Origin of the sequence: Clostridium sp. ATCC BAA-442 (assembly GCF_964239415.1) — a bacterium.
Lineage (GTDB): Bacteria > Bacillota > Clostridia > Oscillospirales > Oscillospiraceae > Flavonifractor > Flavonifractor plautii.
In genome coordinates this window covers 1-19,752 of the sequence record NZ_CAXSQB010000062.1, presented here as the reverse complement: position 1 = coordinate 19,752, position 19,752 = coordinate 1, and the positions used below count along the sequence as shown (strand labels likewise).

The following is a 19,752-nucleotide window of genomic DNA, read 5'->3' as shown; positions in this document are numbered from 1 at the left end:
TTAGAGGTTCAAAAAGTCCGGCAGCCTGCCGAAAATATATTTTCGGCAGGCTGAAATCCCCGGCGCACCGCGCCGGGGATTTTTGCATCAATGGAAGTAGGCCGCGCCGCTCTCGAAGAGGGGCTGGTGCTTGTCGCCGGGGATGTTGACGCCTACATAGGGGCCCCGGCGCTCCGAGTGGCCCATCTTGCCGAACACCCGGCCGTCGGGGGAGAAGATGCCCTCGATGGCCTCCAGGGAGCCGTTGGGGTTGGCGTCGATGTCCATGGAGGCCGCGCCGGAGGCGTCCACGTACTGGGTGGCGATCTGGCCGTTCGCGATCAGCCGCTCCAGCTCCGCCGGGGGGGCTGTGAAGCGGCCCTCGCCGTGGGAGATGGGGATGGCGTGGAGGTCGCCCACATGGGACTGGAGCATCCAGGGGGACTGGACAGAGGCCACCCGGGTGGTGACGTACCGGCTCTGGTGGCGGCCGATGGTGTTGAAGGTCAGGGTAGGGCAGCCCTCGTCCATGGCCCGGATCTCGCCGTAGGGCACCAGGCCCAGCTTGATGAGGGCCTGGAAGCCGTTGCAGATGCCCAGCATCAGGCCGTCCCGGCGCTTGAGCAGGTCGTGAACCGCGTCGGTGAGCCGGCCGCTGCGGAGGAAGGAGCAGATGAACTTGGCCGAGCCGTCGGGCTCGTCGCCGCCGGAGAAGCCGCCGGGCAGGAACAGGATCTGGGCCGCGCGGATGGCCTTCTCCAGGGCCAGGGCCGACTCCTCCAGGGCGGAGGCGGTCAGGTTGCGCACCACCACGATCTCCGGCTCCAGCCCCGCCCGCAGGCAGGCCCGGGCGGAGTCGTACTCGCAGTTGGTGCCGGGGAACACGGGGATGGCCACCCTGGGGCGGGCGGTTTTGGACTTGCACACCGCCGGGGAGCGCTTGTCCCAGGAGAGGGTGCGCGCCGGGGCGGACTCCCCCGCCCGGGTGGGGTACACGTCCTCCAGCACCCTCTCGTTGAGGGCGAGCAGCTCGTCAATGGGGGCGGAGTCGCCGCCGATGGTGATCACCGGCTCGGCGGTGGTGACGCCCAGCCTGATCGCCAGGGGGAAGTCGATCTCTTCGGTCAGCTCCGCCACGATGGAGCGGGGCCAGGGAGTGTACCAGTTCGTGTCCACATCGGAACCCATGGCAAAGCCGATCCTGTTGCCAAAGGACATGTTCATGACCGCCTCGGCAAAGCCGTGCTCCACCGCCCACGCGGACTTCACTTTCCCGGCCTTGTGCAGTTCGCGGAGCTTGTCCCAGGCCGCCAGAGGGTGCTCGGCCAGAGCGTCGCCTACGAACAGGTACACCGGGTGCCCCGCCTCCTTGAACTCGGGGGAGAGCACCTCACCCGCCTGGATGGGGGCGATGGCGAAGGAGATCAACGTGGGGGGCACGTCCAGATCGTTGAAGGTGCCCGACATGGAGTCCTTGCCGCCGATGGCGGCGCAGCCCAGCTCCAACTGGGCGTCCAGGGCCCCCAGCAGGGCGGCGAAGGGCTTGCCCCAGCGGGCGGGCTCGTCCCGCAGCTTCTCAAAGAACTCCTGGAGGGTCAGATAGGCCTTCCGGTAGTCCGCGCCGGCGGCCACCAGCTTGGCCACGGAGGCGTAGACCGCGTCCTTTGCCCCCTGGTAGGGGTCGGCGGACAGGGCCTCGGGGTCGCAGCCCCAGGCCATGACGCTGGCCTGGCCGGTCTCCTGCCCCGGCTCCACGGGGAAGAGGGCGGCCATGGCCTGGGCCGGGGTGCGCTGGGTCTTGCCGCCGAAGGGCATGAGCACGCTGCCCGCGCCGATGGAGCCGTCAAACCGCTCGGTGAGGCCGCGGCGGGAGGCGCACTTCAGGCTGGAGGCCATCTCCCGCAGGGTGGAGAAGGCCGCCCTCTCCGGGGCGGCGTCCGCCTGGGGCACGGACACCCGGGCGTGCTTGGCCGCGCCGTTGGTGTTGAGGAAGGCCCGGGACAGGCTGGCCACGGTCTGGCTCCGCCAGGTCATGACCATGCGGGGCTCCGCCGTGACCGAGGCCACCGGGTAGGCCTCCAGGTTCTCCCTGGCGGCGGCGGCCAGCAGGGCGTCCACGTCCGCCGGGGCCACCACCACGGCCATGCGCTCCTGGGACTCGGAGATGGCCAGCTCGGTGCCGTCCAGGCCGTCGTATTTCTTGCGCACCGCGTCCAGGTCGATGGACAGGCCGTCGGCCAGCTCGCCGATGGCCACGCTCACGCCGCCGGCGCCGAAGTCGTTGCACCGCTTGATGAGGCGGGTGACAGCGGGCTCGCGGAAGAGGCGCTGGAGCTTGCGCTCCTCCGGGGCGTTGCCCTTCTGCACCTCGCTGGCCATAGTGTCCAGGCTGGCCTTGTTATGGCTCTTGGAGGAGCCGGTGGCCCCGCCGATGCCGTCCCGGCCGGTGCGGCCGCCCAGGAGGATCACCACGTCGCCGGGGGCGGGCCGCTCCCGGCGGACGTTGGACGCCGGGGCCGCGCCCACCACCGCGCCACACTCCAGATGCTTGGCCACATAGCCCTCGTGGTAGAGCTCCGCCACGTGGCCGGTGGCCAGGCCGATCTGGTTGCCGTAGGAGGAGTAGCCCGCCGCGGCGGTCTGGGCGATCTTCCGCTGGGGCAGCTTGCCCTCCAGGGTCTGCTCCACCGGGGTGCGGGGGTCGCCGCAGCCGGTGAGGCGCATGGCCTGGTGGACGTATACCCGGCCGGAGAGGGGGTCGCGGATGCACCCGCCGATGCAGGTGGCCGCGCCGCCGAAGGGTTCGATCTCGGTGGGGTGGTTGTGGGTCTCGTTCTTGAACATGAGCAGCCAGTCCTGCTCCTTCCCGTCCACCTGGGCGGGCACGTGGATGGAGCAGGCGTTGATCTCCTCGCTCTCGTCCAGCTCGGGGAGCAGGCCACGCTTTTTCAGGGTCTTGGCGCCCAGGGTGGCGATGTCCATGAGGGTCTGGGGCCGCTTGGCGGCCTTCTCCGCGCCGTAGACCTCCACCCGGGCGGACAGGTACCGCTCATAGGCGGCCTTTACGTTGTCATCGGCGATCTCCACGGCGTCCAGGTGGGTGGAGAAGGTGGTGTGGCGGCAGTGATCCGACCAGTAGGTGTCCACCACCCGCACCTCGGTGAGGGTGGGATCACGGCCCTCCTCGTCCCGGAAGTAGGCCTGGAGGAAGGCGAGATCGGCCAGATCCATGGCCAGAGCGTACTGGGCCAGCACGCTCTCCAGACCCGCGCGGTCCAGGGCGGTGAAGCCGTCCAGCACGGGCACGGCGGCGGGGACGGGGTAGTCCTGGCGGAGGGTGGCGGGCTTGTCCAGCGCCGCCTCCCGGCTCTCCACCGGGTTGATGAGGTAGCCCCGGGCCCTGGCCGCCTCCGGGGCGGTGAGGGCCCCCTCCAGCACGTAGACGGTGGCGGCGCGGACGGTGGGGCGCTCCCCGCCGTGCATCATCTGGATACACTGGGCGCAGGAGTCGGCCCGCTGGTCGTACTGGCCGGGCAGGGCCTCCACCGCAAGCAGGGTGTGCTCCCCCTCCGGGGCGGGCATGACCTCATCCCACAGGTCGTCCACCTGCGGCTCAGAGAGCACGGTGGTGCGGGCGGCGGCATAGACCGCCGCGTCCACCCCCTCCACGTCGTAGCGGCGCAGCACCCGCACGCCGGTCAGCCCCGTCAGGCCCAGGGTGTGGCGCAGCTCTCCAAACAGATGCTCCGCCTCCACGGCAAAGCCGGGCTTCTTCTCCACATAACAGCGAAATACGTTCCCCATACTCTCTTTCTCTCCCTTATGTGATCTTCCAGTCGGAAAATTGATGGAATATGTTTTGCTGGGTGGGCGTCAGCCCGTCGATCCGGCTCCACTGGGTCAAAACGGACCAGTTCTTGAAGCAGATGACCGCGAAGGGGGGCTGCCCGGCCAGATATTCATAGAGCTGCCGGGCCGGCTCCGTCCGCCACTGTCCCACGGCGGCCCGGAAGGCGCTCAGGCGGTTCAGCGCCCCGGCGTCGCTATACTTGCCGTAGTTGAGGGCGCCGCCGGGAGTCAGGAAGGCGGTGAGATCAAAGTCGGCGGTGAGCCGCACCTCCCCCAGGTACAGGTCGAAGCTCCCCGCCGTCAGGGCCTGAAGGTAATCGTCCCAGGCCAGGGCCCGCAGCTCCACCTCTAGGCCGGCGTCGGTCAGGTTGGCGGCCAGCGTCTCCGCCGCGGCCAGCCGGTCGGCGTTGTTGTTTGGGGCCACAAAGGTGAGCGCCAGCGGCCGCCCCTCCTTCTGCCATACCCCGTCGGCTCTGGTATAGCCGGCAGCGGTGAGGAGCGGCTCCATGGCCTGGGGGGCGTAGTCCAGCGTCTGGGCCAGCGCCTCGTCGTAGAGGGGGCTGGCGGGGGAGACAGGAAGGGCGGCGGGCTGGGCGTGGCGGGAGAACTGGGCGGTGGATACGGCGGCCCGGTCAAAGCCCCGCAGCAGGGCCTGCCGCACCTGGGCGCTCCGGCAGGGGCCGTCGGCCGTGTTGAAGCCCACGTACAGCATGGTGCTGGTGGGGTAGTCCACCGCAGCAAAGGAACCAGAAAAACCCAGGGCATTGGTGCCCGTCAGGTCGGTGGAGACCAGGGCAATGTCCCGGGTATCAAAGGCATGGATCAGATCGTCCGCCTCCTGAATGGCCCGCAGGGGAATGGTGTCCCGGGGCAGGGCCTTGCCCTGCCACCAGTCGGAGCGGGCTTCCAGCGCGAGGTTCTCCCCCGTGCCGGCGAGCACGTAGGGCCCCGTGCCCAGGGGGACGCCTCCCGTCTCCTTGACGATGGGGATGTCCAGCAGGGCGGGCAGAGCACCGTTGGCGCGGCTCAGGGTGACGGTCACCATGCCGTTGGCGGCGGCGATGTCCGTCACGCCGGCGAAGCGGGCGGAGTAGAGGGGGCTGGTGCGGGCCAGGTTGAGGGAGGCCGCGATCTCCGCGGCCGTCAGGGGGCTGCCGTCGGAGAAGGTCACCCCGCTGCGGGGGATAAAGGACCACTGGAGGCCGTCGGCCGACACGGAGGCGGAGGCGCAGAGCGCCTCCTGGGGCTGAAACTGCCCGTTCAGGGCAAACAGCCCCTCATACAGCAGGCCCCCCAGGGCCAGGTTGGTGCGGTTGGAGCCGGTGATGGGGTGGACCCCGGCCTCCGGGTAGCAGGCCAAGGCGAACTCGGCCGCCTCTGGAGAGGGGGAGACGCTGGGCGTGGGGGTGGGTGTGGGCTCCGGCTCCGGCGCCGGTCCGCAGGCGGCCAAACCCAGGCACAGGGCCGCCGTCAGCAGGGCGGCTAGAATGTTTCGCAAACGGCTCGGCCTCCTTCCTAAAGGCGCGTCGATTTTCTGCGGAAAATCTCTGCCGCTGCGCGGCAGGATATGCGCCTGCGGCGCGATACCCCCTCCGCTCTCCGAGGGAATGTTGGATTGGCGTACAACGGCAATGGAGCATCCATATTTTATAGCTGCTTATCTCACAGTGTTTTCCCCGCCCTACGGGGAAACGAAATTGAAAATCAGTCTTTCCGGGAATTCATGTTCCGGAAAGACACCCCGACCCGCGCCACAGGGCGCGAAACCGGGGGTATCGAGCCAAGCCGCCGGCGTTTTCGCCGGCACGCAGGCTCGTATCTAGGGGTCGGAAGCGCCGGTGGCGCTTCCGATGAAGTCCAGACGGAGTCTCCTCAGACGCCATTGGATGCCCCCTAGACGATTGCGATCATCGCCGCCTGGCTCCCCCGCTCCCCGTGGGTGTAGCGGTGGGACCAGTACTTCTCCGGCAGGCAGCAGGTACAGTCGGCGGAGACAGCGATGTGGTCGGGGTCCAGCCCGGCGCTCTCCAGCCGCTTGGCGTTGAGGCCCTTGAGATCCACGTGGAACTTGCCGGTGGGCAGCACCTCGATGGAGGACAGGGCGGCGGCCCCCATGGCCTCAGTCATGGCGTTGGGCACGTCCTCGTGGGTCTCGAAGCAGCACTTGGAGATGCCGGGGCCGACGGCGGCCAGGATGTCCAGCCGGTCGCAGCCGTAGCAGTCCACCATGCGCTCCACCGCCTTGGCGGCGATGCCCAGGGCGGTGCCCCGCCAGCCGGCGTGGACCGCCCCCACCACCCGGCGCACCGGGTCATAGAGCAGGATGGGCAGGCAGTCGGCGGAGTAGACCGCCAGCGTCACACCGGGGATGTCGGTGACAAGGCCATCCGCCTGCCAAGGCTCCGGCTCGTCCAGGCCGATGCCCAGATCCGCCGCGGTGACGGTGCGCACCGTGTCACCGTGAACCTGGCTGGCGCAGACAATGTTCCCCATGTCCGCCCCAATGGCGGCGCAGAAGCGGCGGTAGTTCTCCCGTACCCGGTCGGGAGCGTCGCCCCGGTTCATGCCCAGGTTGAGGGTGGCGTAGATCCCCTCCGATACCCCGCCCAGGCGGGTGGAGAAGCCGTGTGCCACACCGCCGGCGGCCTCAAAGCCGTCGGCGGTGAGATACACCAGGCCATTTTTGTTGTGCTCGATGATATTCATGGATTTCCTCCATCTGGAAATCGAAATCGGTTTTTCCGGAAACTCGCGTTTCGAAAAACACCTCGACCCGCGCCGCGGGCACGAAGCCGGGGGTATCAAAACCGCTGTGCCGCAAAGCGGCACGGCGGTTTTGTATCTAGGGACCGGAGGCGCTTCCGGTCAAACGCCAGCGAAGCCACATTCCGCTTTTGGATACCCCATAGACTGCTTTTACTCGTCCTCGTGCATGCCGCAGCACTTCTTGTACTTCTTGCCGCTGCCACAGGGGCAGGGGTCGTTGCGGCCCACCTTCTGGCCCTTCTTGACGGGCTGCTTCTTAACGGTGCCGTCGCTGCCCGCGCTCTCGCCGGTGACCTTGGCCACCCGCTCCCGCTTGACGGTGGTGGCGCCCACCTGGACCCGGGCCAGGAAGATGCGGCGGATGGTCTCGGCCTGGATGGCGGCGATCATGCTTTCAAACATCTCGTAGCCTTCCTTTTTATAGGCCACCACCGGGTCGTTCTGGCCGTAAGCCCGCAGGCCGATGCCCTGGCGCAGCTCCTGCATGGCGTCGATGTTGTCCATCCAGTACTCGTCCACCACCCGGAGCATCATCACCCGCTCCAGCTCACGCATGAGGGGCTCGCCCAGCTCGGCCTCCTTGCGGGCGTAGATGTCGCTGGCCCGCTCCTGGAGCAGGTCGGTGAGGGCCTGGGCGTCGTACTGCTGGAGCTCCTCGTCGGTAAACTTGAACTCGTCGGGCCGCAGGAACAGGCCGCGGAACTGGGCGCACACCTCCCGCCAGTTCTCGGCGTCCATGTGCTTGAGCTCACCCATGTGGGCGTTCACCTCGTTGGAAATCACGGTGGAGAGCATGGCCTGAACGGACTCCTTCAGGTTCTCCCCGTCCAGCACCTTGCGGCGCTGCTCGTAGATGACCTTACGCTGGGTGTTCATCACGTCGTCGTACTCCAGCACGGTCTTACGGGTCTGGAAGTTGCGGGACTCCACCTGCTTCTGGGCGTTCTCGATGGCGTTGGAGAGGATCTTGGCGTCGATGGGGGTGTCCTCGTCCACGCCCAGCTTCTCCATCATGCCCATGACCCGCTCGGAGCCGAACAGGCGCATGATGTCGTCCTCCAGGGACAGGTAGAAGCGGCTCTCGCCGGGGTCGCCCTGACGGCCCGCACGGCCGCGGAGCTGGTTGTCGATGCGGCGGGACTCGTGGCGCTCGGTGCCCAGGATGAACAGGCCGCCCGCGGCCCGCACCTGGTCGGCCTCCGCCTTGATCTCGTCCTTGTATTTGGCCTCCGCCTCGGCGAACATCTTCCGGGCGTTGAGAATCTCCTCGTTGTCGGTGTCGGCGTAGCCGGTGGACTCGGCGATCAGCTCGTCGGAGAGCCCGGCCTTGCGCAGCTCGGCCTTGGCCAGGTACTCGGCGTTGCCGCCCAGCATGATATCGGTGCCGCGGCCGGCCATGTTGGTGGCCACGGTGACCGCGCCCAGCTTGCCGGCCTGGGCGACGATCTCGGCCTCCTTCTCGTGGAACTTGGCGTTGAGCACGTTGTGCTTGATGCCCCGCTTCTTGAGCATGGCGGAGAGCTCCTCCGACTTCTCGATGGAGATGGTGCCCACCAGCACGGGCTGGCCCTTCTTGTGGCACTCCTCAATCTGGTTGACAATGGCGCGGAACTTGCCTGCCTCGGTCTTGTAAACCACGTCGGGGTGATCCACGCGCTGCACCGGCTTGTTGGTGGGGATCTCCACGATATCCAGGGAGTAGATGGTGCCGAACTCCTCCTCCTCGGTCATGGCGGTGCCGGTCATGCCGGAGAGCTTGCCGTACAGGCGGAAGTAGTTCTGGAAGGTGATGGTGGCCAGGGTCTTGGACTCCCGGGCCACGGTGACGCCCTCCTTGGCCTCGATGGCCTGGTGCAGGCCATCGGAGTACCGGCGGCCGTACATGAGGCGGCCGGTGAACTCGTCCACGATGATGACCTCGCCGTCCTTCACCACGTAGTCGATGTCCCGGCGCATCAGGCCCCGGGCCCGGATGGCCTGGTTGATGTGGTGGGACAGGGTGGTGTTTTCCGGATCGGCCAGGTTGGCCACCTGGAACTGCTGCTCGGCCTTGGCGATGCCCCGGGCGGTGAGGGTGACGGTGCGGGCCTTCTCGTCCACCACGTAGTCGGCGTCCAGATCGGGGTCCTCCTCCTCCTTGGTGTCCACGCTGGCCACCCGCTGGCCCTTGAGCTTGGCCACAAAGGCGTCCACTACGGTGTAGAGCTGGGTGGACTTGTCCCCCTGACCGGAGATAATGAGGGGGGTGCGGGCCTCGTCGATGAGGATGGAGTCCACCTCGTCCACGATGGCGAAGGCGTGGCCCCGCTGCACCATCTCGGTGGCGTAGATGGCCATGTTGTCTCGCAGGTAGTCGAAACCGAACTCGTTGTTGGTGCCGTAGGTGATGTCGGCGGCGTAGGAGGCCTTGCGGTCCTTGGGCTGGATGTCGTGGATCACCAGGCCCACGGTGAGGCCCAGGAAGCGGTAGACCTTGCCCATCCACTCGCTGTCGCGCTTGGCCAGGTAGTCGTTGACGGTGACGATGTGCACGCCCTCTCCCGCCAGGGCGTTGAGGTAGGCGGGCAGGGTGGCCACCAGGGTCTTGCCCTCGCCGGTCTTCATCTCGGCGATGCGGCCCTGGTGGAGGATGATGCCGCCGATGAGCTGCACCCGGTAGGGCTTCATGCCCAGCACGCGCCAGGCCGCCTCCCGGCAGGCGGCGAAGGCCTCGGGCAGGATGTCGTCCAGGCTCTCGCCATTGGCGATGCGCTGCTTGAATTCGGGGGTCTTGGCCTTGAGCTGCTCGTCGGTGAGCTTGGAGTACTCCCCGTCCAGGGCTTCAATCTTGTCCACGATGGGTTTGATGGCGCGGAGCTCCTTCTCGGAGCTGGTGCCAAAGAGCTTTTTCAACAGTCCCATGCGTCTTGTTCACCTTTCTTGTTCCTGTCCCCGGTGCCTCGGCTCCCAGGACTTGGATGCTAATTCAGTTTCCTAGTATATCATATCCCATGTCAATAAAAAAGGGGAAATTATGAACAAACCCAGCGTTTTGCGGTTTTCCTTCGCGCCTGCGGCGCCAGCACGCAGGGGGCGTAGATGAGGGCACCGGGCCCATAGTTGTTGTCCAGGCCGCCGCGCCTCCCGCTGTGATTCGTCCATTATACCAAAAAAATACGGAAGGTTACAAATTGCTTTTTTCCATTTACGGCCCGGCAGGCAGATGGTACAATAATGTTGTTCCCATCACCCAGTGTAAAGGAGCGTAATATGAAAAAACGGATTGTGCTGTCCGGCCTGTTGGCCGCGGCGCTGACCCTGTCCCTGACGGCCTGCGGCGGGGACAAGATGCCGGAGGAGACCCCGGTACCCACCCCCATCCAGACATCCACGCCGGTGCCCACCCCCACTCCCACGCCGGCGCCTGCCGCTCCCAAGTGGGGGGATCAGGTCTTTGCCAAGACCTTTACCTCCGGCGACGGCGCCACGGTGCTCACCGCCTCCTTCACCCTCCCGCTGATACAGAACACCGACGCCTGCCCCGCCGGGACGGCCATCAACGAGTGGTACAAGGCCGAGGGGGCCAGCCGGATGCTGGAGGCAGAGGAGGCCTATGAGATGGCGGTGGCCGACTACGACGTGTCCAAGGCGGCGGGGTTCCCCTTCTACCCTACCACCCAGGAGATGACCTACCAGATCGCCTACGCCGACGAGAAGGTGATCAGCGTCTGCCGGGACCTGTATGTGTCCAGCGAGGGGGAGGCCCATCCCGCCGTCTTTCTGCTCAGTGAGCAGTTTGACGCCGTGACGGGGGAAAAGCTGGACTTCACCGACTTCTTCACCGACGCCGACGCCGTACGGGCGCGGGTGGTGGACGCCCTGTTGGACCAGCGGAGCGAGCTGGCCGCGGCGGTGGAGCAGGGGACGCTCACCCGGGACGCCATCACCGCCGCGGTGCAGGTGGACAACTTTTACTGCACGGCGGAAGGGTATGTGTTCTGGCTCCAGGGCGGTGCCCTGCCCGCCATGAACAGCCCGCTCTCTGCGGTGCTGACCTATGACGCCATGAAGGACGTGAGTGCGGATGGATAACGGCAAGCCCCGGGAGGGGCAGCTCTGCCGCCTGGTGATCGACGGCTACGCCAGCGACGGCGCCGGGGTGGCCCGGCTGGACGGGATGGTGGTCTTTGTCCAGGGCGGCATCCGGGGAGAGGCCTGCGACGTGCGCCTCACCCATGTGGGCCGCAGCACCCTCTGGGGCCGGGTGGAGGAGGTGGTCAACCCCTCCCCCGCCCGCATCTTCCCCCGGTGCCTGCACTACACCAAGTGCGGCGGCTGCCAGTTCCGGCACATGAACTACGCCGAGGAGCTGGAGGCCAAGCGCATCCGGGTGGAGGACGCCCTGCGCCGCCTGGGCGGGGCGGAGATCCACGTCTCCGCCATCCTGGGGGCGGAGCAGGTAGACCGCTACCGCAACAAGGCCCAGTTTCCGGTGGCCAAGGGCCCCCGCATCGGCTTCTACCGCCCCCGGAGCCATGACGTAATCGACGTGGACGACTGCCTGCTCCAGGGGGAGGCGGCCGCCCACCTGCGGGGGGCCGTGAAGGAGTGGATGGCGGAGTACTCCATCCCCGCCTACAACGAGCGCACCTTCACCGGCCTGGTGCGGCACGTGTATGTGCGCACCAACCGGGCCGGCCGCAGCCTGTGCTGCCTGCTGGTCAATGGCCGGGGCGTCCCCCGGGAGGCCGAGCTGGTGCGCGCCCTGCGCCGGGCCGAGCCCAACCTGGCCGGAATCGTGCTGGGGGTGAACGAGAAGCACAACAACGTGATTTTGGGGGACTCCTACCGCACCCTGTGGGGGGAGGACTTCCTGTCCGACACCCTGTGCGGCCTCACCTTCCGGCTGTCCGTCCCCTCCTTTTATCAGGTCAACCCGGCCCAGACCGAGGTGCTCTACGGCAAGGCCCTGGAGTTCGCCGGCCTCACCGGGGCGGAGACGGTGCTGGATCTCTACTGCGGCATCGGCACCATCAGCCTGGTCATGGCCCGGAAGGCGGGCATGGTGTGGGGGGCCGAGGTGGTGCCCCAGGCGGTGGACGACGCCATCGCCAACGCCCAGCGCAACCACATTGAAAACGCCCGCTTCCTCTGCGCCGACGCGGGGGAGGCCGCCCGCTACCTGGAGGGGGAGGGGGTGCGCCCCGACGTGGTGTGCGTGGATCCGCCCCGCAAGGGGCTGGCCGAGGACGTGGTGGACACCATCGCGGACATGGGCCCACAGCGGGTGGTCTACGTCTCCTGCGATCCCGGCACCCTGGGCCGGGACGTGAAGCGGTTCGCCGGGCGGGGCTACACCCTCAAAAGGGCCGTGGCGGTGGACATGTTCCCCCGCACCGCGCATGTGGAAACCGTGGCGCGGCTGGAACGGAGCTGAGGCCATGGCGGAGGAGAGAAACATCTGTGCCCTGCGGCGGCAGGGCTGCGGCGGCTGCCCCCTGCTGGAGACCCCCTATCCAGAGCAGCTGCGCCAGAAGCAGGCCCGGGTGGAGGCGCTGCTGGGGGAGTTCGGGCCGGTGTCCCCCATCCTGGGGATGGAGCACCCCTGGCACTACCGCAACAAGGCCATCTCCACCTTCTGTACCGGGCCGGGCCGGCGGCTGGACAGCGGCATTTACGCCGCGGGCACCCACCGGGTGGTGCCGGTGGCCTCCTGCCTGCTCCACCACCCCGCCCTGGACGAGGCGGTGGAGGCGGTGCGGCGGGCCGCCCGGCTCTGCCGGTATGAGCCCTACCAGGAGGACCGGGGCACGGGGCTTGTCCGCCATGTGCTGGTGCGCCACAGCCGCGCCACCGGACGGGTGCTGGTGGCCCTGGTGACCGCCGCCCCCGTCCTGCCCGGGGCCAGGGCCTTCGTCTCCAAGGTGCGGGAGCTCTGCCCGCAGGTGGAGACCATCGTGCAGAACATCAATCCCCGCCGCTCCAGCGCGGTGCTGGGGCCGCGGGAGAAGGTGCTCTGGGGCAGGGGGTACATCGAGGACACCCTGTGCGGGGTGCGGTTCCGGCTGGGGGCCTCCAGCTTCTATCAGATCAATCCGGAGCAGACTGAGGTGCTCTACCGCACCGCCCTGGACGGGGCGGGACTGGACGGCACCCAGACCGTGGTGGACGCCTACTGCGGCGTGGGCACCATCGGCCTGGCGGCGGCGGGGCAGGCCAGGCGGGTGCTGGGCGTGGAATTCAACCCCAGCGCGGCCCGGTGCGCCGCCCAGAACGCCCGGGCCAACGGCGCGGGCAACGCCCGCTTCGTCTGCGCCGACGCCACGGCCTACCTCCAGGGCATGGCCGCCCGGGGCGAGCGGGCGGACGTGGTGTTCCTGGACCCGCCCCGGGCCGGGAGCACCCCGGAGTTCCTGGGGGCGGTGGACCGCATGGGGCCGGAGCGGATCGTCTACATCTCCTGCAACCCGGAGACGCAGCGGCGGGATCTCTGCCTGCTGGCCGGACGGGGGTGGAAGGCCCGGCTGCTCCAGCCGGTGGATCTCTTTCCCCATACGGAGCATGTGGAGTGTGTGGCGGTGCTGGCCAAAATCCGCGGAGGTGGTATGTGAGGTACGCCGCCTCCGAAGTCAAAACAGCATGGGAGCCTGGCGCGCAACGTGCGGCGCCAGGCTCCCAGTTTACTTTGTATGCTATGCTTCCTTCGGCGGCATGGCGGTAGCCACGCCTTTGATCACCACGTCTCCGTGCTGGTTGGTGCATACGGTGTCCAGCTTGACGATATTCTTTTCCGGAAACAGTTCCCGGACGGTACAGGTCGCCGTGACGGTGTCCCCGATATAGACCGGCTTGGTGAATTTCAGCTCCTGGCCCAGATAGATAGTGCCGGGCCCCGGCAGCTTCATGCCCAGCACTGCGGAGATAAAACCGGCCCCCAGGATGCCGTGGGCAATCCGGCCGCCGAACTGGGTCTGGCTGGCGGAAACCTCGTTGGTGTGGGCGGGATTGAGATCGCCGGTGATGCCGGCAAACAGGTATACGTCCGTCTCGGTCACGGTCTTGGTCACGCTGGCGCTGTCGCCCAGCTTCATTTCCCGAATAAGCATTGTTTGACCTCCTGTTCCTGCGTTGTTCCGCTTGAGCCGGGGTTCTGCTGCGCAAGCCCCATTCGCTCCTCCCGGAAGATGCGGCTGTCCATAGTCGTTACATCTGTGATGACTGGTGTGAACTCCATCTGGTCAAGGATATCGCGCTGGATGTCCACGCCCGGGGCGACCTCTTTGAGCGCGACGCCCTCCGGTGTGAGGGCAAACACCGCCCGCTCGGTAATATAGAGGACGGGCTGGTTATGCTTGATTGCGTAGCGGCCCGCAAAGGTCACCTGCTCCACCTGCCTGACCAGCTTTTTGACCTTGCCCTCCCGGAGGAGCTTCAGCGTACCGTCTGCGGCTGAGACCTCCAGGCCGCCGGCGGTGAAGGTACCGCAGTAGACCACCTTCTTGGCGTTCTGTGTAATGTTGATGAAGCCGCCGCATCCGGCGATCTTCGGGCCAAATTTGCTGACGTTCACATTCCCGTCCCCGTCCATTTGGGCCAGGCCGAGAAATGCCGTATCCAGTCCGCCCCCGTCATAAAAGTCGAATTGAACCGGCTGCTCCAGAATGCAGTCCACATTGGTGGCGGCGCCAAAATCCATGCCGCCGGCCGGGACGCCGCCGACGGCACCCACCTCGGTTGTGAGCACCATGCTCTCCAGCCCCTCCTCTGCCGCCACAGAGGCTACGCCCTCCGGCATGCCGATGCCCAGATTGGTCACTGCACAGGGGGTCAGTTCCATGGCCGCCCGCCGGGCAATGATCTTCCGCGCACCCATCGGCAGCGGGGACAGAGCATTCAGAGGGGTGCGGATCTCTCCGGAAAAGGCGGGGTCATACTGGGTGCCGAAGGTCTGCATGTGGTTCTCCGGCCGGGCCACCACAAGCGCATCCACATAGATACCGGGGAGGCGGATGAGCCGTGCGTCCAGGCAGCCGTAGGAGACCACCTTCTCCACCTGGACAATGACCCTGCCGCCGGAGTTATGGGCGGCCTGCGCCTGGGCCAGGGCCTCGGCGTAGACACCCTCCCGCTCAAAGGTACAGTTGCCGCGCTCGTCGGCATAGGTCGCGCGGATAACTGCGATATCAATGGGGAAGGCGGGATAAAAGAGCTTTTCCTCGCCCTCCAGCTCAATCAGCTTGACCATATCGCCCGCTTCGTGGGCGGCGCGGTTCATCTTTCCGCCCTCCAGGCGGGGGTCCACAAAGGTGTCCAGGCCGACGTGGGTGATCACGCCGGGCCGCTTCGCGGCGATCTCCCGGAACAGCCCGGAGATGACACCCTGGGGGAGGTTGTAGGCCGCCAGCTTATTCTCCGCCGCCAGCCCTCCCAGCTTGGGCGCCAAGCCCCAGTGTCCGCCGATCACCGTTGTGCACATCCCGTCTACAGCCAGGTGGTTAAGCCCCCGCTCGCCGCTGTCGCCCTGCCCGGACGCATACACGACCCTCAGCCCTCTCGGGTGTCCGCTGCTCCTGGCGGCCTCCTCCAGCGCAACCATAATCTCCTCCGGATGCATCAGACCGTTTGCAAAGCCGCCGAACGTCACAGTTGCCCCATCGTAAAAATAGGTGTCTACCGCTTGGCGGGCGGTTAATATCTTTGCCATATCGTTTCGTTCCCTTTCTGTAACATAGAATGGCTGTTCTCCTGAAGGCAAAAGCCGAACGGGTCAGCATCCGATTGCGCGGTGCTGACCCGTTCGGACCGGTCCGTTTTATGTGGACTCTGAGTGATCAGATCAGCCCGATGATTGCCATTGTTGCAGCGATCAGCGCCAGGGCGATGGGGGTGATCACGGTCATGACCAGTACGTGAGGGTAGGACTCCTTGGTGGTCACGCCGCAGACCTGGGCCTCCATAACGAAGGTGGGGCAGTGGGGCAGCGTGTCCATGCCCATCGCGGCCATGCCGACGACCTTGTAGAGCGCCTGGGGATTGACGGTGCCCAGGGACATGAACTGGTCGGCCATGGTGCTGCAGAAGATCTGGGTGCCGCTGAGGGAGGCGCCGGTAATACCGGAAAATACGTTGGTTACGATGACGGCGGAGATGTAGGGGTTCATTTTGTCGGCGAGCATCATCGCAAAGTTCATGAAGTACTGGAAACCGGCGCAGGCATTGACGACGGACGCAAAGCCCATCAGCGCGGCGGTCAGCAGCAGGGGATTGATGCTGGAGGTAAAGCCTGTAACCAGGTCCTGAACGATGTGGCCCTTGAGATACTTATAATTGGTAATAATTAGAACAATAGCGCCCACGCCCATGGCGGTGTTGATGCCGTCAGAGGCGCTCATGGAGTTGGCCAGCACCAGCTTAAGCACAATAATGACAATATAGGGCAGAATAGCCAGGTGAATGGGGGGCAGTTCCTTACCGCTGGTGCTTCCGGCGATGAGTTCGGCATCGCTCTCAGAGGCTACAAAGCCAATTCCACGGGCACGCAGGGAGTTGGAGGCCCAGGTGAAGTAGAAAATGCCGAAGCCGAAAGCCACTACAAGGAGCACAATTGCCATCGTGGGGGCCGCAAAGGTGGTGACGCCCAGCTTTTCGGACAATGCGATGCACAGCATAGAGGGGGCGCCCGGGGTAACGACATTCAGAACCACGGCTCCATACAGGAAGATGGCGGGCATCAGGAGTTTTGAGACATTGGCTTTGCGGAACATGGGCACAGCCACGGGATAGACGGCAAAAATAATAATAAATGCATTTACACCGCCATAGGCCAAAAGGAAGGTAATAATCAGGGTTCCGGCGACGGTGGCTTTCACGCCGAGGAAGGCGAACAGAAAATTTGCGATAGACTCGGCGGCGCCGCTCTTTTTCATCAGCTCGCTGTAAGCCGAACCAATGGTGAACAGAAACAGGTACGAGCCGAAGGTACTTCCGAGGGAGGCCGCGTAGGTGCCGGTCAGAGTCCCCCAGAACGGGAGCCCGCTGCTTACAATCACGATAACCGAGCCGACCAGGGATGCCACAAAGCCGTTGACACCCTTAAAGGTCAAATAGATCAGGACTGCAACGCCAAGAACCATGCCAATTACGCTGATGATCTCCATACGTTTTCCTCTCTTTCTTATCCAATGATTCCGTACTGGGAGGCGCTCGCTTAACGCTAGGTCAGGACAGTAAAAGCACTATATTTCCATTAAAGAATAATAATGGAATTTAAAGGGCGGACAAGCTCCGGAGGTACTCTGGCCCGTCCCAATTTACCAAATCATATTCCGTTCGGCCTCTTCTCTCAGCCAGTCCCGGAAGTCCGGGTGGGCAATTTTGACCAGGGCCTCAACCCGCTCCCTGATATTCAGTCCCCGCAGCCAGGCGATACCATACTCCGTGACCACGTAGTCGGTGTCGTTTCTGGAAGTGGTGACCGCGGCGCCCCGCGCCAGGAAGGGGACAATTTTTGAGTGCAGCACCTCTTTGCCGTCTGCATCTGTGGCCGAATAGGTGGAATGCATTGCAATGATGGATTTCCCGCCCGGGGACATCTGCGCGCCCTGTACCGTCTCAGACTGCCCTCCGGTGCCGGACCACTGAAGGTTGCCGACGGTTTCAGAGGCGCACTGTCCGGTGAGGTCGATCTCCAGGCTTGCGTTGACGGAGACAAACTTGTTGTTTCTGGCAATGGTGTAGGGATCGTTTGAGAAGGTGGAGGATTTAAAGAGCACGGAGGGGTTGTTGTGGACGAAGTCATAGAGCCTCTGGCTGCCCATGGTGAAGGAGCACACGGAAAAACCGTTCATAAAGCCCTTCTGGGAGTTGTCCACCGCGCCGCACTCAATGAGATCCACCATGGTCTCGGTAAACATTTCCGTGTGGATTCCCAGATGCCTCTTGCTCTTCAGCTCATTTGCCACGGCGTTTGGGATGTTGCCGATACCGAGCTGGATGGTGGAGCCGTCCTCTACAAGAGAGGCCACAAAGGCGCCAATTTTTTTGTCTACCTCGGTGTAGGGCACCAGGGACTTGGTGGGGATAGGGCGGTCGGACTCCACAAGGGCATCCACCTCGGAAATATGTACCTGTGTATCACCAAAGGTGCGCGGAAAGTTGGGGTTGACCTCCAGCAGAACCAGCGCACCCTGATCGATCAGGTCCCGCTCATAGATTGCGCTGACCGAGAGGGAAAAGTAGCCGTGGGAGTCCATGGGGGAGACCGTGGCCAGCACCACGGGCCGGCGGCCCTCGGCCTGCAGGCGCTGTAGAGACTTTCGCAGAACGGAGGTGGAGCTCTGAGGAACGGCGCTGACCAGCTTCTTTTTCTGCGCGTCCCGGAGCCCGGCGGTAAAGAACCAGCCGTTGTGGCTCATGATACCTGCCATCTTGGGGTCCTTCATCGCATCATAATACTGAATGGGAAGGCAGGAGTTCAAAGTAGTGCCTTTTACCCCCGTCTCCTTCAAATGCTGTAGCTTGGACAGGATGGCCTGGGGCTCCGCCGCAGCCTGAGCGGAAAACATGGAATCTCCGTCCTGAATAAGCTCCAAAGCCTGTTCAGCGCTCATTTGTTTCTTCTTGTACAATTCCTGATACTGGTTCACAGGATAACGCTCCTTTCTCGTGGGGCCATGTCTGGTGCGTGGGACAGGGCGCAGAGGAAGGGAATGAACCCCACCCCACACACCGCCTTTTGAGGAATTTGTCCGGTTATGGGGATTTTGTCTTGCCTGCTTCGACAATTTGATTATAGTTGAAGGGCTATGGTTTGAAAAATACACCTTTTTTATCGCCGCATGAATTTTGGTTATGCCGAAAATAATGTTGCTGTTTTTTGAACTTTAGCCCCGTTTTATTGGAAATTATCCTATATTATAGTCTGTTTTTTCTCTCTGGCTAGTGGCCCGGCACTCTTTGCCGCATCCCGTGTTCCGAAAAGAAATTTGCGAAAAGGCGTCATGTACTTTATAATAAAAATACAATTCGCTCGACTGTTCGAATGGTTTTTTGTGTAGGAGGAATCATGGCTTTGCGGCATCACGGCCTGCGGCGGCTGAGGGAGTATGTATGAAACGAATGCAGCTAGAATATTTTGTGCGTATTGTGGAGGAGAAAAGCTTTACAAAGGCCGCAGAAAAGCTCTTTATCAGCCAGCCTGCACTGAGCAAATCGATCCGCGCCCTTGAGGCGGAGCTTGGTGTAACGCTGTTCAAGCGCGATCCCCGCGAGCTGAGCCTGACCAGCGAAGGGGAAAACGTCTACTGTTATGCGGTGGATATTTTGAATTACTGGCAAAGCCGTACCGCCGAGCTGTTTTCTTTGCTGGAACAGGTAAAGGGTTCTCTGCGGTTTGGGCTTCCACCGTCGGTTGGGAGCGTTTTTTTTTCAAAGATTCTGTTTGAATACGGCTGTAAATATCCGCAGGTTGATTTGCAGATTGTAGAGGGAACCTCCAAAAAGATTGAAGCACTGGTCATGAATGATCAGGTAGACCTGGGCGTGGTGATTGAGCCATACGAAAATCCGCATATGAGGTTAAAGACCGTCTACCGTTCTGATGTGGTGCTGGCAGTGGCGCGGAATCACCGGCTTGCAGAGCGGACAGAAGTGGAGATTGCCGAGCTTAGGGATGAGCCGATGCTGATGGTCTCGAAGGACTATATGTTTCACGACCAGGTGCTTGCCCATTGCCGGCAGGCGGGGTTTACGCCAAATATCACGTTTACCACATCCCAGTGGGACCTTTTGCTGGAAATGACGGCTGAAAACCAGGGTGTGACCCTAATTGGGCGGCCTTTGGTGGAAAAGCTGTACAGCGGCAGGATCAAGTGCATCTCACTTCAAAATCCGGAGTTTTTGTGGACACTTGGCTTAATATCAAAAAAATGTAAAACGCTTTCCGGCGCTGCAAAGAGCCTTTGGAATTTTTGCGATGAAGTTTGAGGGGGACCAGACATCACAGCCGGCTGCAAACCTGCCTGCTCCATCTGAAAAACGCCGGGGACAGAACTGTACCGCACAGTCCTGTCCCCGGCGTTTTAGAACATTCTATATGTGAGGGCCTTCCGTACGAGGCTCCGGAGGGCCTATTCCAAATCATATACACAATATGAAGGAACGCCCCGCCTCCCGTTCGGG

The 19,752-nt window shown here is 64.0% G+C and carries 12 protein-coding genes; 4 read left to right on the top strand and 8 right to left on the bottom strand.

Annotated elements, in window-relative coordinates; all coding sequences use genetic code 11:
- Window positions 1-87 precede the first annotated feature (87 nt).
- The 4 genes from ACESY8_RS17645 to secA form a co-directional block, all read right to left on the bottom strand.
- The gene (locus tag ACESY8_RS17645; RefSeq protein WP_434307843.1) at window positions 88-3,783 is read right to left on the bottom strand and encodes a phosphoribosylformylglycinamidine synthase; all 3,696 of its coding nucleotides are present in this window, start codon (window positions 3,781-3,783) and stop codon (window positions 88-90) included.
- Window positions 3,784-3,799: 16 nt separating this feature from the next.
- Entirely contained in the window at window positions 3,800-5,326 is a 1,527-nt protein-coding gene (locus ACESY8_RS17640; protein WP_498794904.1) for an ABC transporter substrate-binding protein, read from the bottom strand.
- 395 nt (window positions 5,327-5,721) lie between these two features.
- Window positions 5,722-6,534 (bottom strand): peptidoglycan editing factor PgeF, encoded by an 813-nt coding sequence (gene pgeF, locus ACESY8_RS17635; RefSeq protein WP_044938409.1) that lies wholly within the window; start codon window positions 6,532-6,534, stop codon window positions 5,722-5,724.
- A gap of 210 nt (window positions 6,535-6,744) precedes the next feature.
- A complete protein-coding gene (gene secA / locus ACESY8_RS17630) occupies window positions 6,745-9,495 on the bottom strand; it encodes a preprotein translocase subunit SecA (protein WP_044938412.1) in 2,751 nt (916 codons plus the stop codon).
- 348 nt (window positions 9,496-9,843) lie between these two features.
- Here secA and ACESY8_RS17625 point away from each other — a divergent pair, with 348 nt between their 5' ends.
- From ACESY8_RS17625 to rlmD (ACESY8_RS17615), 3 genes are read left to right on the top strand one after another with little or no spacing between them, the layout of a single operon-like run.
- Window positions 9,844-10,665: a polysaccharide deacetylase family protein gene (locus tag ACESY8_RS17625; protein ID WP_007488102.1), complete on the top strand. Its 822-nt coding sequence runs from the start codon at window positions 9,844-9,846 to the stop codon at window positions 10,663-10,665.
- A complete protein-coding gene (gene rlmD / locus ACESY8_RS17620; RefSeq protein ID WP_434307847.1) occupies window positions 10,658-12,010 on the top strand; it encodes a 23S rRNA (uracil(1939)-C(5))-methyltransferase RlmD in 1,353 nt (450 codons plus the stop codon). The genes ACESY8_RS17625 and rlmD (ACESY8_RS17620) overlap by 8 nt, the downstream gene beginning before the upstream one ends.
- Window positions 12,011-12,014: 4 nt before the next feature.
- Window positions 12,015-13,184, top strand: a complete 1,170-nt coding sequence (rlmD, locus tag ACESY8_RS17615) for a 23S rRNA (uracil(1939)-C(5))-methyltransferase RlmD (RefSeq protein ID WP_054338845.1) — start codon at window positions 12,015-12,017, stop codon at window positions 13,182-13,184.
- An 81-nt stretch (window positions 13,185-13,265) separates the two neighbouring features.
- Here the strand turns inward: rlmD (ACESY8_RS17615) and ACESY8_RS17610 are convergent, their stop codons facing one another.
- From ACESY8_RS17610 to ACESY8_RS17595, 4 genes are all read right to left on the bottom strand, one after another.
- Window positions 13,266-13,679 carry a MaoC family dehydratase gene (locus ACESY8_RS17610; RefSeq protein WP_035300322.1) on the bottom strand — a complete coding sequence of 138 codons (414 nt, stop codon included), beginning with the start codon at window positions 13,677-13,679 and terminating at the stop codon, window positions 13,266-13,268.
- Window positions 13,661-15,277: an acyl CoA:acetate/3-ketoacid CoA transferase gene (locus tag ACESY8_RS17605; RefSeq protein ID WP_007488128.1), complete on the bottom strand. Its 1,617-nt coding sequence runs from the start codon at window positions 15,275-15,277 to the stop codon at window positions 13,661-13,663. The genes ACESY8_RS17610 and ACESY8_RS17605 overlap by 19 nt, the downstream gene beginning before the upstream one ends.
- 127 nt (window positions 15,278-15,404) lie before the next feature.
- Complete coding sequence (locus ACESY8_RS17600) at window positions 15,405-16,730, bottom strand: GntP family permease (protein WP_009257304.1); 1,326 nt, start codon at window positions 16,728-16,730, stop codon at window positions 15,405-15,407.
- Window positions 16,731-16,883: 153 nt separating this feature from the next.
- Complete coding sequence (locus ACESY8_RS17595) at window positions 16,884-18,218, bottom strand: acetyl-CoA hydrolase/transferase family protein (RefSeq protein WP_082382877.1); 1,335 nt, start codon at window positions 18,216-18,218, stop codon at window positions 16,884-16,886.
- A 463-nt stretch (window positions 18,219-18,681) separates the two neighbouring features.
- Between ACESY8_RS17595 and ACESY8_RS17590 the strand changes: the two genes are divergently transcribed.
- The gene (locus ACESY8_RS17590; RefSeq protein ID WP_009257306.1) at window positions 18,682-19,557 is read left to right on the top strand and encodes a LysR family transcriptional regulator; all 876 of its coding nucleotides are present in this window, start codon (window positions 18,682-18,684) and stop codon (window positions 19,555-19,557) included.
- Window positions 19,558-19,752: the final 195 nt, after the last annotated feature.